Origin of the sequence: Rhodobacter flavimaris (assembly GCF_021378075.1) — a bacterium.
In the GTDB taxonomy this organism is placed as follows: domain Bacteria; phylum Pseudomonadota; class Alphaproteobacteria; order Rhodobacterales; family Rhodobacteraceae; genus Rhodobacter; species Rhodobacter flavimaris.
The window spans coordinates 138,852-152,032 of record NZ_JAJUOS010000007.1; the positions used below are offsets into that span (position 1 = coordinate 138,852).

The 13,181-nt window shown below is 64.3% G+C and carries 10 protein-coding genes; 7 read left to right on the forward strand and 3 right to left on the reverse strand.

Annotation, left to right across the window (positions count from 1 at the left end):
- Positions 1-6: 6 nt before the first annotated feature.
- Positions 7-870, reverse strand: a complete 864-nt coding sequence (locus LZA78_RS10755) for an HpcH/HpaI aldolase/citrate lyase family protein (protein WP_233676935.1) — start codon at positions 868-870, stop codon at positions 7-9.
- A gap of 91 nt (positions 871-961) precedes the next feature.
- Positions 962-1,699, reverse strand: a complete 738-nt coding sequence (locus LZA78_RS10760; protein ID WP_233676999.1) for a sulfite exporter TauE/SafE family protein — start codon at positions 1,697-1,699, stop codon at positions 962-964.
- Positions 1,700-1,951: 252 nt separating this feature from the next.
- Here LZA78_RS10760 and mdh point away from each other — a divergent pair, with 252 nt between their 5' ends.
- The gene (gene mdh / locus LZA78_RS10765) at positions 1,952-2,914 is read left to right on the forward strand and encodes a malate dehydrogenase (protein ID WP_233676936.1); all 963 of its coding nucleotides are present in this window, start codon (positions 1,952-1,954) and stop codon (positions 2,912-2,914) included.
- A 73-nt stretch (positions 2,915-2,987) separates the two neighbouring features.
- On the forward strand, positions 2,988-4,199 hold the full coding sequence (locus LZA78_RS10770; protein WP_233676937.1) for a hypothetical protein: 1,212 nt from the start codon (positions 2,988-2,990) through the stop codon (positions 4,197-4,199).
- Here LZA78_RS10770 and LZA78_RS10775 read toward each other — a convergent pair.
- Positions 4,180-5,250 (reverse strand): glycosyltransferase family 2 protein, encoded by a 1,071-nt coding sequence (locus LZA78_RS10775; protein WP_233676938.1) that lies wholly within the window; start codon positions 5,248-5,250, stop codon positions 4,180-4,182. The two genes, LZA78_RS10770 and LZA78_RS10775, sit on opposite strands and share 20 nt — an antisense overlap.
- Positions 5,251-5,492: 242 nt before the next feature.
- On the opposite strand from LZA78_RS10775, the gene sucC reads away from it, so the two are divergent.
- From sucC to odhB, 5 genes are all read left to right on the forward strand, one after another.
- Entirely contained in the window at positions 5,493-6,686 is a 1,194-nt protein-coding gene (gene sucC / locus LZA78_RS10780; protein WP_233676939.1) for an ADP-forming succinate--CoA ligase subunit beta, read from the forward strand.
- Positions 6,687-6,698: 12 nt separating this feature from the next.
- Positions 6,699-7,412: a sulfotransferase family 2 domain-containing protein gene (locus LZA78_RS10785; protein ID WP_233676940.1), complete on the forward strand. Its 714-nt coding sequence runs from the start codon at positions 6,699-6,701 to the stop codon at positions 7,410-7,412.
- Positions 7,413-7,422: 10 nt separating this feature from the next.
- Positions 7,423-8,310 carry a succinate--CoA ligase subunit alpha gene (sucD, locus tag LZA78_RS10790; protein ID WP_233676941.1) on the forward strand — a complete coding sequence of 296 codons (888 nt, stop codon included), beginning with the start codon at positions 7,423-7,425 and terminating at the stop codon, positions 8,308-8,310.
- 298 nt (positions 8,311-8,608) lie between these two features.
- Positions 8,609-11,575 (forward strand): 2-oxoglutarate dehydrogenase E1 component, encoded by a 2,967-nt coding sequence (locus tag LZA78_RS10795; RefSeq protein ID WP_233676942.1) that lies wholly within the window; start codon positions 8,609-8,611, stop codon positions 11,573-11,575.
- Positions 11,576-11,578: 3 nt separating this feature from the next.
- Positions 11,579-13,102 carry a 2-oxoglutarate dehydrogenase complex dihydrolipoyllysine-residue succinyltransferase gene (odhB, locus tag LZA78_RS10800; RefSeq protein WP_233676943.1) on the forward strand — a complete coding sequence of 508 codons (1,524 nt, stop codon included), beginning with the start codon at positions 11,579-11,581 and terminating at the stop codon, positions 13,100-13,102.
- Positions 13,103-13,181 lie beyond the last annotated feature (79 nt).

Below are 13,181 nucleotides of genomic sequence, written 5' to 3' on the forward strand. Positions count from 1 at the left end.
TGCCTCTCAGTTGCTCAGAGCGGCAATGGCCTCCGCCTTCGCAAGAACCTGCCGCGCGGTCACGATATGCAGGTTTTCGACGATCTTTCCATCCACGACCGCAACGCCAAGGCCCTGTTTCTCGGCCTCTTCGAAAGCGGCGATCTGGCGCTGCGCCAGGTCGATCTCGGCTTCCGAAGGCGCAAAGGCGGTGTTGGCGATCTCAAGCTGCGCCGGGTGGATCAGCGTCTTGCCGTCAAAGCCCATGTCGCGGCCCTGATCGCATTCGAACTTGAGGCCCTCTTCGTCCTTGAAGGCGTTGAAGACGCCATCGACGATGATCTTGCCATAGGCCTTGGCGGCCAGCAGGCACTGGCCCAGCCCCGCCATCATCGGCAGACGGTCGGCGCGGAAGCGGCTTTGCATTTCCTTGGCGAGATCGTTGGTGCCCATCACCATGCCATCAAGGCGTGGGTGGGCGGCGATCTCGGCGGCGTTGATCATGCCAAGCGCGGTCTCCATCATCGCCCAGAGCGGAACGCTCGGGATCAGGTCGGCCACGGCGTCGAGGTCGGCGGTCTTCGAAACCTTCGGGATCAGGATCGCATCGACCTTGGCGCCCTCGCGGATCGCGGCGGCAAAGGCCAGCACGTCGTCGCGGCCCCATTCGGTATCCAGCCCGTTGATACGCACGATGCGGGCGCGCTGACCGTAGTCGGCCTCTTTCAGCGCCTTGGCGAGAGTGGCGCGGGCATTGACCTTCTCATCCACCGCGACGGCGTCTTCGAGGTCGAAGATGATCGCGTCGCAGACAAGGCCGGTGGCCTTTTCCAGCGCACGCTCTTTCGAGCCGGGAATATACAGAACCGAGCGGTAGGGGCGGGCAGTCATGATTCTCTCCTCGCAACAATCTTTCGCCAAAGAGCACAAACGGGACAGAATCGGCAAGCCCAGAAATGCCGCAATGCAGAATTGCGGGGATTCAGGCGAAGATTGCGCCCCAGAGCAACTTGGCGGAAATCAGCAAAAGCGCCCAAGTGACCAGCTTGTAGAACATCTCATGCGGGATGATGCGCACCAGGCGCACGCCCAGAAAGACAGAGACCGAGGCCGGGATCGCCAGGACCAGTGCCACCTCAAGGCTGCCCAGGTTGATCTGCCCCAGTGCCGCATAGGGGATCAGCTTGATCGCGTTGACCCAGGCGAAGAGAATGGTCGAGGTGCCCGCAAACACCGTGCGTGGCAGGTTCAGCGGGATCGTATAGGCCTGATAGGGCGGCGCGCCGGAATGGCTGATAAAGCTGGTAAAGCCGGTGATCGCCCCCCAGAAGAGCCCCGGCCCTACCTTCGGCTCGGCCGCTGCGCCCAGTCTTGGCCGCAGGATCGCGTTCAGCGCGAAGACAACGCCGATCAGGCCGACAAGGCCGGTCGAGACGCGCTCGGGGACATAGGATGCCGTTGCCCAGCCGATCCCCACCCCGATCGCCGTGGCAGGCACCATGATCTTGAGCACGCGCTTGTCGAACTCTTTGCGGTAGGCGATCAGCCCGAACATGTCCGACACGATATAGACCGGCAGAAGTAGTCCTGCCGCCGCGACCGGGTTCATCACCCCGGCCAGCAGCGGCACCGAAAGCGAGCTGACCATCGGCAGGCCGCCCTTGGCCATGCCCACAGAGATGGCGGCCAGCACCGCCATCACCCATCCCCAACTGTCCAGATCCATCGGCCCCCGCAGAGAATCGGCCCCGAAACGCGGGGTCTTTTCGTTAGGTAAAAGACCGCGACGCCTTTGACAGGGGGCTTTTGCAAAAATTTTAGCGCCACCACGCACGAATATTTCGGTGCACAATGGCATACAATTGCACCGTTAGCGCCGCAGCTGCACACCCCGCCCTTGCCAGAATGGTCGCAACGGGCTAACCCATGCCGCGTCAGCTCAACCCAACCCACCTGACTTTGGAGGAATTCCATGGCCCGACCCAAGATTGCCCTTATCGGTGCCGGTCAGATCGGCGGCACGCTCGCCCATCTCGCCGCGATCAAAGAACTCGGTGACGTCGTTCTGTTCGACATCTCCGAAGGCACGCCCCAGGGCAAAGCCCTCGACATCGCCGAATCCGGCCCGTCCGAAGGCTTCGATGGCACCTTCAAAGGCACCAACGATTACGCCGACATCGCCGGCGCCGACGTCTGCATCGTGACCGCGGGCGTTCCGCGCAAGCCGGGCATGTCGCGCGACGACCTGCTGGGCATCAACCTCAAGGTCATGAAGTCGGTCGGCGAAGGCATTGCCAAGCACGCCCCGAACGCTTTCGTGATCTGCATCACCAACCCGCTCGACGCGATGGTCTGGGCGCTGCAGCAGTTCTCGGGCCTGCCGGCCGAGAAAGTCGTCGGCATGGCCGGCGTTCTGGACAGCGCGCGCTTCCGCCACTTCCTGGCGACCGAATTCAACGTCTCGATGCGCGACGTCACCGCCTTCGTTCTGGGCGGCCACGGCGACACCATGGTGCCGCTGGCGCGCTACTCGACCGTTGCGGGTATCCCGCTGCCGGACCTGGTCGAAATGGGTTGGACCACGCAAGAGAAGCTCGACGCGATCATCCAGCGCACCCGTGACGGCGGTGCCGAGATCGTTGGCCTGCTGAAGACCGGCTCGGCCTTCTACGCCCCGGCCACCTCGGCCATCGAGATGGCGGAAGCCTATCTGAAAGACCAGAAGCGCCTGCTGCCCTGCGCGGCCTATGTCGACGGCGCCTTCGGCCTGAACGGCATGTATGTCGGCGTTCCCACCATCATCGGCGCGGGCGGCATCGAGAAGGTCGTGGACATCAAGCTGAACAAAGACGAGCAGGTGATGTTCGACAAGTCGGTCGATGCGGTCAAAGGCCTCGTCGCGGCTTGCAAGGGCATCGACCCGTCGCTGGCCTGATTGCCGATCAGCGGTTACAGTGGAAGGCGCACCCTCGGGTGCGCCTTTTTACATTTCGGGAGGAGGAACCGCCATGCGCCGTCTGCTTATTGCCTCGGCCCTTGCCACCCTGCCCCTTCCGGCCATCGCCGGAACCGGCCTCAGCGCTGAGATCGGCGAAACCGGCATCACCGCCACGCTCGCCCGCCTTTCGGCCCTGCCCGCGCCCACCGATGAGGAACGCTTTGCCATTGGCGGGCTTGAGTTTCTGGGCGCGCTGGAGCGCGTCTACCAGCTGCGATGGCAGGTCGGCATGGGGCGCGGCTTCGACATGATGTTCGGCATGGCCGGGCAGCTTGGCAACAACCCCGACCCGCGCCAGCTTGACCCCGCCGAGATCACAGCGATCCTCGACGACACGCTTGCCGGGATGGAGCGCGCCCGCGCTACGCTGGGAAATATTCCCGATGACAGCGCCTTCGGGTTCGAACTCGACTTTGCCGATCTGTGGCTGGATGCAGATGGCGACGGCAAACGCGGTCTGGCGGAGTCACTGACCGACATCGCCGGCCCGGCGATCTTCGGCTGGAGATGGCGGCAGCGCCAGCAGGCGCAAGGTCCGCTGCCCGTCATCCGTTTCGATACCGCCGACGCGCCGTGGCTTGCCGCCTATACCCACCTCATCTCTGGCACGACCCAGATGATCCGCGCCTATGACCCCACCCCCGCGATCGCGCGCGTCGGAGAGGCGAACGCCATTTTACGTAACCCGGCCACCGAAGCTGATCCCTACGGCTATTCGAACTTCATCGACATGTTCGCCATCGTGGATGGCACGCTGCGCCACGAACCCGACGCGGCCCGCACGGTCGCGGCGCGTGACCATTACCTGTCGATGGTGTCCGAGAACCGCCGCTTCTGGGCGCTGGTGGCGCAGGAAACAGATAATGACCGTGAATGGATTCCGAATGATGGGCAGGTTTCGGCCACCGGCCTGCCCTTCCCCAAGGGGATCGGCACCAGTTGGTTGGCAGTGCTTGAGGATACCGAAGGGCTTCTGACGGGCCGCCTTGCCGCGCCCTATCCAAAAGACATCTTCTTCGGACGTCCGACGGCAGACACCCCCGGCCTCGACATCTCCAAGCTCTTCACCGAGCCCCGCCCGGTTGATCTCGTCGGCTGGATTCAGGGGTGGGCTGCCCTGCCCTACCTGAGCGACGCGCCCCAGGTCACGGCGCAGAACATGGGTCGGTTCGAGCAGCTGGTATCCGGCGATGCGCCGCTGTTCATGGTGTTCCTGAACTGATCATCAGCGGCGCAGGGTCGAAACCCAGCCGGTCATGCAGACGGTCGATCAGCTCGGCCTCATGCGCCACCAGCGCACGGTCGAAGGCCGCCGGGCATAGATCCACGCGCGCGCCGAACAGCGCCGCCACCGCGGCCTCGATCCCTGTGTCGCTGCGCTTCAGCATTCCGCGCGCGTCCAGCGCCTCTGCCTCGGGCTTACGCAGCCCGAGCACCTTCCACCACAACCGCACCAGCCCCTCGGGGTTGCGCACCCGCCGCTCGGTGGCCGCGATCTGCGCCAGACGCGGCCCGCCATGGGGGACAGGCTCGCCCCTGACCTCGGTCGTCGCGCGGCGCAGCATCTTGAGAATGTAATGCAGCGGCGTCAGCCCGTCGAAATGTCGCAGCCGCGCGTTGTATGAGGGCCGATAGGGCAGCGTGTTGCGGTTCTCATCCCAGTGGGCCAGCGGGTAATGCACGCCGATCACCCGGCCTTCGGCGGCGCGGGTGCAGCTTTTGCCAGCCGAATGCGCCGCCACGCCGCGATTGAGGAACCGCGCCCGGTCGCCATAGATCTCGGCCCCCTCCTCCTCGAAATCGAGCCAAGGCGCACGGAAAGCCCCCTCGAACAGGCTTCGTGGACGGCGGCGCAGGAAGCAACGCTCTTCGACCTCAAGCTTGATCCAGGCCTTCTCTGGTCCCGCGGATGCCAGATCGAGCGCAAAGGGCCTTTGCGGGTGCACGAATTCGTCGGCATCGCAATGCACCAGCCAGTCCAGACCGGCCTCGGCCAAGGCGCGCGTGGCATTGTATTTCTGCCGTGCCTCGTGCCGCGCGGGGCGGCGCGCCTGCCAGCCGCGCACCCACCCATCATCGCCGGAATGGTGCAGCACGACTCCGGGAACGTCGCCCAGCAGCGTCTCGGTCTCGGGGTTGGGTCGATCCAGGAAAACATGCACCGCATGCGCGCCGATCGCGAGGTGATGTGCCACGAATGCAGCCGCCAGTGCGGGAGGTTCGTCGATCGTGGCGACCACTCCCCAACTGGGCAGAGCAGCGGTTTCGGGCATCGTTTTCTCGTGCATTTCTTGGCCGCAGCGACTTTCGCACCCCCCACCCATACACGCAACCCGAGTCGTTACCGCTCGCAGTCAATGCTGCGCTGCGGCATTTGTGATCACACTTTTTCAGCCTGTGATCACAAAGTGCAATTTTATGCCAATACGGGGCTCCGGCGCGCATTTATCATTTTGTTACGGGGGCTGAATATGCCACTAAACCCTCCAAATCGCACCAGCATGGGACAAATGCCATGAACATTCATGAATATCAGGCGAAGCAGCTCCTCAAGAGCTACGGCTGCCCGGTCTCCGACGGCCGCGTGGTTCTCAAGGCGGAAGACGCCAAGACCGCCGCGGGCGAACTCGACGGCCCGCTGTGGGTCGTGAAGTCGCAGATCCACGCGGGTGGCCGCGGCAAGGGCAAGTTCAAAGAGCCCGAAGCTGGCGAGAAGGGCGGCGTGCGCCTGGCCAAGTCGGTCGCGGAAGCCGCCGAGCTGGCCCGTCAGATGCTTGGCAAGACGCTGGTGACGCACCAGACCGGCCCGGCTGGCAAGCAGGTCAACCGCATCTACATCGAAGACGGCTCGGACATCTCGCGCGAACTGTACCTCGCGCTGCTGGTTGACCGCGGCTCGTCGCGCGTCTCGGTCGTGTGCTCGACCGAAGGCGGCATGGACATCGAGGAAGTGGCTGCCCACACCCCCGAGAAGATCCTGACCCTGACCATCGACCCGGCTGTGGGCTACATGCCCTTCCACGGTCGCCGCGTGGCCTTCGCCCTCGGCCTCGAAGGCGGTCAGGTCAAGCAGATGACCCAGATCCTCGGCAACATGTACCGCGCCTTCATGGACAAGGACATGGAGATGCTTGAGATCAACCCGCTCATCGTGATGACCGACGGCAACCTCAAGCTGCTCGACGCCAAGGTTGGTTTCGACAACAACGCGCTCTACCGTCACCAGGACATCATGGAGCTGCGCGACACCACCGAGGAAGATCCCAAGGAACTCGAAGCGTCGAAGTTCGACCTGAACTACATCGCGCTCGACGGTGAGATCGGCTGCATGGTGAACGGCGCGGGTCTGGCGATGGCCACCATGGACATCATCAAGCTCTACGGTGCCGAGCCGGCGAACTTCCTCGACGTTGGCGGCGGCGCCACGAAAGAGAAAGTCACCGAGGCCTTCAAGATCATCACCTCGGATCCGAACGTCAAAGGCATCCTCGTGAACATCTTCGGCGGCATCATGCGCTGCGACATCATCGCCGAGGGCGTCATCGCCGCGGTGAAAGAAGTCGGCCTGACGGTTCCGCTGGTTGTGCGCCTCGAGGGCACCAACGTCGAACTCGGCAAAGAGATCATCAAGAACTCGGGTCTGAACGTGATCGCGGCGGACAACCTCGCCGACGGCGCCCAGAAGATCGTGAAAGCGGTGAAAGGCTAAGGCTGTCGCGCCATGATCGTCTCGCACGCCCATAAGTTCATCTACCTCCGCACGGAGAAGACGGGTAGCACCGCCTTGACCGCTGCGCTGGCGGAGTATTGTGGGCGCGAAGAGAACCTGAAGGCGAACTTGCGGACCCCGATCTCGCGGCATCTGCCGTGGATCTCGGGTGGGCTGCAGCGTCGGTTCCCGGAGGTCTTCGGCCTCCACTACCACGCGACCGCCGAACAGGTGCGCCGAATCCTCGGCCCCAAGGTCTGGGACAGCTACTTCAAGTTTGCTGTCGAACGGAACCCCTGGGAACGGCAGATCTCGCTCTTCTACCATCGCCGCGGTCGCGACGGTGGTGTGCCGGGCGATTTCGACCGGGCGCAACGCTCATGGACGTACAACCTTCTGCATCACAACCGCCTGAACAACTGGGGCGTCTATGCCATCGGCGATGAAATCGTGGCGGATCAGGTGATCCGTTACCAGGACCTCAACGATGCGCTGCCCGGTCTCTTTGACCGGATCGGGCTACCTCAGGATCTGGTCCTGCCGCGCCGCAACTTCGGGCACGGCGGCGAGCGCCAGCACTATTCGACCTACTACACGCCGGTCAGCCGCGATCTTGTCGCCAACTGGTACCGGCGTGAAATCGAAGCCTTTGGATTCACCTTCGATGACCAGGGGCAACCGCAAACGGACAATGCCGGGCCCGCCGTGGCCCAGCCCATTCAATGAAGGATCAGACATGGCAGTCCTCGTTAACGAAAACACCAAAGTCATCTGCCAGGGCTTCACCGGCTCGCAGGGCACGTTCCACTCGGAACAGGCAATTGCTTACGGCACCAAGATGGTTGGCGGCGTGACCCCCGGCAAGGGCGGCACCTCGCACCTGAACCTGCCGGTCTTCAACTCGGTCCATGAGGCGAAAGCTGTGACCGGCGCGAACGCCACCGCGATCTACGTTCCGCCGCCCTTCGCGGCCGACTCGATCCTCGAGGCGATCGACGCCGGGATGGAACTGATCGTGTGCATCACCGAGGGCATCCCGGTGCTCGACATGATGCGCGTCAAGCGCGCGCTGGTTGACTCCAAGTCGCGCCTGATCGGGCCGAACTGCCCGGGCGTCATCACCCCCGACGCCTGCAAGATCGGCATCATGCCGGGCCACATCCACCGTCGCGGTTCGTGCGGCGTGGTTTCGCGCTCGGGCACGCTGACCTATGAAGCCGTGAAGCAGACCTCGGATCTCGGCCTCGGCCAGTCCTCGGCTGTCGGCATCGGCGGTGACCCGATCAAGGGCACCGAGCATATCGATGTGCTCGACATGTTCTTGGACGACCCGGAAACCACCTCGATCATCATGATCGGCGAAATCGGCGGTTCGGCCGAGGAGGAAGCCGCGGAGTTCCTGAAAGAGCAGAAGAAGAAAGGCCGCTGGAAGCCGACCGCTGGCTTTATCGCTGGCCGCACCGCTCCTCCCGGCCGCCGCATGGGCCACGCCGGCGCGATCGTGTCGGGCGGCAAGGGCGACGCCGAGTCGAAGATCGAAGCGATGCGCTCGGCCGGTATCGTTGTCGCGGAAAGCCCCGCGCATCTCGGCGAAGCCGTGATGAAGGCGATCAAGGGCGAATGATCCCTGCCGGAGGTCGCGGGCATCCCGCGACCTCCACCCCACTCACTAGTGCCAAGGAGGGTGCGCCCTCTTTTGCCCTTCTGAGTGACGCTCAAAGGCCGGCTTTGCCGGAACGGGAGGTAAAATGGACGTTCTTCTGTCCCTCTTGGCCCATCGGGCCGAGGCTGCAACCGCGCTGGCGCATTGTGCCGCCATGCCGCCCCACACCCCCATACCGCGAACTTTCGCGGCGGATCGCACGCGCTGATCCGCCCCCCGCCCCTCATTGGCCCCTCAGCCGTTTCCAAGGATAACCGTCATGAACGACCAATCCCCCAACGACCAGTTCCACGCGTCGAGCTTCCTGCAAGGCGCCAACTCGGACTATGTTGAACAGCTTTACGCGCGCTACGCCGCCGACCCGAACTCGGTCGATCCCAGCTGGGGCGCCTTCTTCGCCTCGCTCGGCGATCCCGAACTGGATGTGAAGAAATCCGCCCAGGGCGCGTCCTGGGACCGCACCGACTGGCCGGTGTCGCCCAATGACGACCTGACCGCCGCGCTGACCGGCGAATGGCCGGTGGCCGCACCCAAGGAAGGCAAGGCCGCGGGCGACAAGATCAAGTCGGCCGCCAAGGCCGCAGGCGTCGAGGTCTCGGACGAGGCCGTCAAGCGCGCCGTGCTCGACTCGATCCGCGCGCTTATGATCATCCGCGCCTACCGTATCCGCGGCCACCTGATCGCCGACATCGACCCACTGGGGATGCGCGATGGCAGCCTGCACCCGGAGCTTGATCCGAAGTCCTACGGCTTCGCCGAAGCCGACATGGACCGCCCGATCTTCATCGACAACGTTCTGGGCCTCCAGATTGCGTCGATGCGCCAGATCATCGACGTGCTCAAGCGCACCTATTGCGGCACCTTCGCGCTGCAATACATGCACATCTCGAACCCCGAGGAAGCCGGCTGGCTGAAAGAGCGCATCGAGGGCTACGGCAAGGAAATCCAGTTCACCCGTGAAGGCCGTCGCGCCATCCTGAACAAGCTGGTCGAAGCCGAGGGCTACGAGAAGTTCCTGCACGTCAAGTACATGGGCACCAAACGTTTCGGCCTTGATGGCGCCGAAGCGCTGATCCCGGCGATGGAACAGATCGTCAAGCGTGGCGGCAACCTTGGTCTGCGTGAAATCGTGATCGGCATGCCGCACCGCGGCCGCCTGAACGTTCTGGCCAACGTGATGATGAAGCCCTACCGGGCGATCTTCCACGAATTCCAAGGCGGCTCGTACAAGCCCGATGACGTGGACGGCTCGGGCGACGTGAAATACCACCTCGGCGCCTCGTCGGACCGCACCTTCGACGGCAATACCGTGCACCTGTCGCTGACCGCCAACCCCTCGCACCTCGAGGCGGTGAACCCGGTCGTTCTGGGCAAGGTCCGCGCCAAGCAGGACCAGTACGGTGACACCGACCGCATCGCCGTTCTGCCGATCCTTCTGCACGGCGACGCGGCGTTCGCAGGCCAGGGCATCGTGGCCGAGGGCTTCCAGCTTTCGGGCATCAAGGGCCATCGCACCGGCGGCACCATCCATATCGTCGTGAACAACCAGATCGGCTTCACGACGGCGCCGCACTTCTCGCGCACCTCGCCCTACCCGACCGACATCGCCCTGATGGTGGAAGCACCGATCTTCCACGTGAACGGCGATGACCCGGAGGCCGTGGTTCACGCCGCCAAGGTGGCGATCGAGTTCCGCCAGAAGTTCCACAAGGACGTCGTCATCGACATGTTCTGCTACCGTCGCTTCGGTCATAACGAAGGCGACGAGCCCATGTTCACCAACCCGCAGATGTACAAGAACATCAAGGGCCACAAGACCACGCTCCAGCTTTACACCGAGCGCCTCGTTGCCGACGGGCTGATCCCGGAAGGCGAGATCGAGGACATGAAGGCCGCCTTCCAGGCCAAACTCAACGAAGAGTTCGAGGCTGGCAAGCAGTTCAAGCCGAACAAGGCCGACTGGCTCGACGGCCGCTGGAAGCACCTCGACCGCGAGCGTGAGGATTACGATGCGGGCGTCACCCCGATCTCGCCAGAAACGCTGGCCGAGGTTGGCAAGGCGCTGACCAGCTACCCGGACAATTTCGACATCCACAAGACCGTCGCGCGTCAGCTTGAGGCCAAGCGGAAGATGTTCGAGACCGGTGCGGGCTTCGACTGGGCGACCGCCGAGGCAATGGCCTTCGGCTCGCTGCTCGCCGAAGGCTACGGCGTGCGTCTGTCCGGTCAGGACTGTACCCGCGGCACCTTCTCGCAGCGCCACTCGGGCCTCGTCGATCAGTCGACCGAAGAGCGCTACTACCCGCTCAACCACATCAAGGCCGGTCAGGCCCGCTATGAGGTCATCGACTCGGCGCTGTCGGAATACGCGGTGCTCGGCTTCGAATACGGCTACTCGCTGGCGGAACCGAACGCGCTGACCCTGTGGGAAGCCCAGTTCGGCGACTTCGCCAACGGCGCGCAGATCATGTTCGACCAGTTCATCAACTCGGGCGAGCGCAAGTGGCTGCGTATGTCGGGCCTCGTCTGCCTGCTGCCGCACGGCTTCGAAGGCCAGGGCCCCGAGCACTCCTCGGCACGTCTGGAACGCTTCCTGCAACTTTCGGCGGAAGACAACTGGATCGTGGCGAACTGCTCGACCCCAGCGAACTACTTCCACATCCTGCGCCGCCAGATCCACCGCAACTTCCGTAAGCCGCTGATCCTGATGACGCCGAAATCGCTGCTGCGTCACCCGCTCTGCGTGTCGAAGGCCGAAGAGTTCACCACTGGCTCGTTCTTCCGCCGCGTGATGTGGGACGACGCCGATCCGCAGCATCACGGCAACTCGGAGTTCGAACTGGCTGCCGACGACAAGATCAAGCGCGTCGTGATCTGCTCGGGCAAGGTCTACTATGACCTGCTGGCCGAACGCGACAAGCGCGGCCTCGAGGATGTCTACATCCTGCGTCTCGAACAGTTCTACCCGTTCCCGGCGCATTCGATGGTCAACGAGCTCAGCCGCTTCAAGGGCGCCGAGATCGTCTGGTGCCAGGAAGAGCCGAAGAACCAGGGCGCCTGGACCTTTGTCGAGCCTAACATCGAATGGGTGCTCTCGAAGATCGACGCCAAGCACGGCCGCCCGCGCTACGCCGGTCGCGCCGCCTCGGCCTCGCCCGCGACGGGTCTCGCCAGCCGCCACAAGGCCGAGCAGGAAGCCCTCGTCCACGACGCGTTGGAGGGCTGATCGATGACCGAAGTCCGCGTTCCCACCCTGGGCGAAAGCGTGACCGAGGCCACCGTCGCCACCTGGTTCAAGAAACCGGGTGACACGGTGGCGGTTGACGAGATGCTTTGTGAGCTAGAAACCGACAAGGTGACCGTCGAGGTTCCGGCCCCCGTGGCCGGGGTCCTGACCGAGATCGTCGCCGCAGAAGGCGAGACCGTCGGCGTCAACGCCCTCCTTGCCACCCTTTCCGAAGCGGGCGCAGCCGCCGCCCCTTCGCAACCGAAATCCGAAGGCGCCAGCCCCGCAGCAGCCGCGCCGCAATCCAAAGAGGTCAAAATGACGGACGTTATGGTGCCCGCCCTGGGCGAAAGCGTGTCGGAAGCCACGGTTTCCACCTGGTTCAAGAAGATCGGCGACACCGTCGCCCAGGACGAGATGCTCTGCGAGCTCGAAACCGACAAAGTGTCGGTCGAGGTCCCCTCGCCGGTCGCGGGCGTCCTGACCGAGATCCTGGCCCCCGAAGGCACCACCGTTGACGCCTCGGCGAAACTCGCCGTCGTGGCCGAAGGCGCCTCGGCTGGCGCCGCTGCCCCCGCTGCCGCTCCGGCCGCCGCACCGGCCCCTGCCGCCGCCCCGGCTGGCAAGGATGTCGAGGATGCGCCCTCGGCCAAGAAAGCCATGGCCGAAGCCGGTCTCTCGCCTGCCCAGATTCAGGGCTCGGGCCGCGATGGCCGCATCATGAAGGAAGATGTCGCCGCTGCTGCCGCCAAGCCTGCCGCGCCCGCCGTCTCGATCGCGCCTGCCCCGGCCTCGGCCCCGCGCGCGCCCTCGATCGCCGAAGATGCCGCCCGCGAAGAGCGCGTCAAGATGACCCGCCTGCGCGCTACCATCGCCAAGCGCCTCAAGGACAGCCAGAACACCGCCGCCATGCTGACCACCTATAACGAGGTGGACATGTCGGGCGTCATGGCGCTGCGCAACGAGTACAAGGACCAGTTCGAGAAGAAGCACGGCGTGCGCATGGGCTTCATGTCCTTCTTCACCAAGGCCTGCTGCCACGCGCTGAAGGAAGTCCCCGAGGTGAACGCCGAGATCGATGGCGGCGACATCGTCTACAAGCACTACGTCCACATGGGCGTGGCTGCGGGCACGCCGACCGGCCTCGTGGTCCCGGTCATCCGCGACGCCGACCAGATGTCGTTCGCCGACATCGAGAAAGCCATCGCCGAAAAGGGCAAGCGCGCCCGTGATGGCAAGCTCTCGATGGCCGAGATGCAGGGCGGCACCTTCACCATCTCGAACGGCGGCGTCTACGGCTCGCTGATGTCCTCGCCGATCCTGAACCCGCCGCAGTCGGGTATCCTCGGCATGCACAAGATCCAGGACCGCCCCGTGGTCGTAAACGGCCAGATCGTCATCCGTCCGATGATGTATCTCGCGCTCAGCTACGACCACCGCATCGTCGACGGCAAGGGCGCCGTGACCTTCCTCGTGCGCGTCAAGGAAGCGCTCGAGGATCCGCGCCGCCTACTGCTGGATCTCTGATCAGATCATGGGGCGGCCCCTGCGCCGCCCCTTCTTCCATCCCGCCCCTTCTTCTTGGTGCAAATACCTCGGGGGGCGC

Coding starts and splice junctions, on each gene's coding strand:
- LZA78_RS10755 (WP_233676935.1), bottom strand. CDS start 870: ATGACTGCCCGCCCCTACCGCTCGGTTCTGTATATTCCCGGCTCGAAA.
- mdh (WP_233676936.1), top strand. CDS start 1,952: ATGGCCCGACCCAAGATTGCCCTTATCGGTGCCGGTCAGATCGGCGGC.
- LZA78_RS10770 (WP_233676937.1), top strand. CDS start 2,988: ATGCGCCGTCTGCTTATTGCCTCGGCCCTTGCCACCCTGCCCCTTCCG.
- LZA78_RS10775 (WP_233676938.1), bottom strand. CDS start 5,250: ATGCCCGAAACCGCTGCTCTGCCCAGTTGGGGAGTGGTCGCCACGATC.
- sucC (WP_233676939.1), top strand. CDS start 5,493: ATGAACATTCATGAATATCAGGCGAAGCAGCTCCTCAAGAGCTACGGC.
- LZA78_RS10785 (WP_233676940.1), top strand. CDS start 6,699: ATGATCGTCTCGCACGCCCATAAGTTCATCTACCTCCGCACGGAGAAG.
- sucD (WP_233676941.1), top strand. CDS start 7,423: ATGGCAGTCCTCGTTAACGAAAACACCAAAGTCATCTGCCAGGGCTTC.
- LZA78_RS10795 (WP_233676942.1), top strand. CDS start 8,609: ATGAACGACCAATCCCCCAACGACCAGTTCCACGCGTCGAGCTTCCTG.
- odhB (WP_233676943.1), top strand. CDS start 11,579: ATGACCGAAGTCCGCGTTCCCACCCTGGGCGAAAGCGTGACCGAGGCC.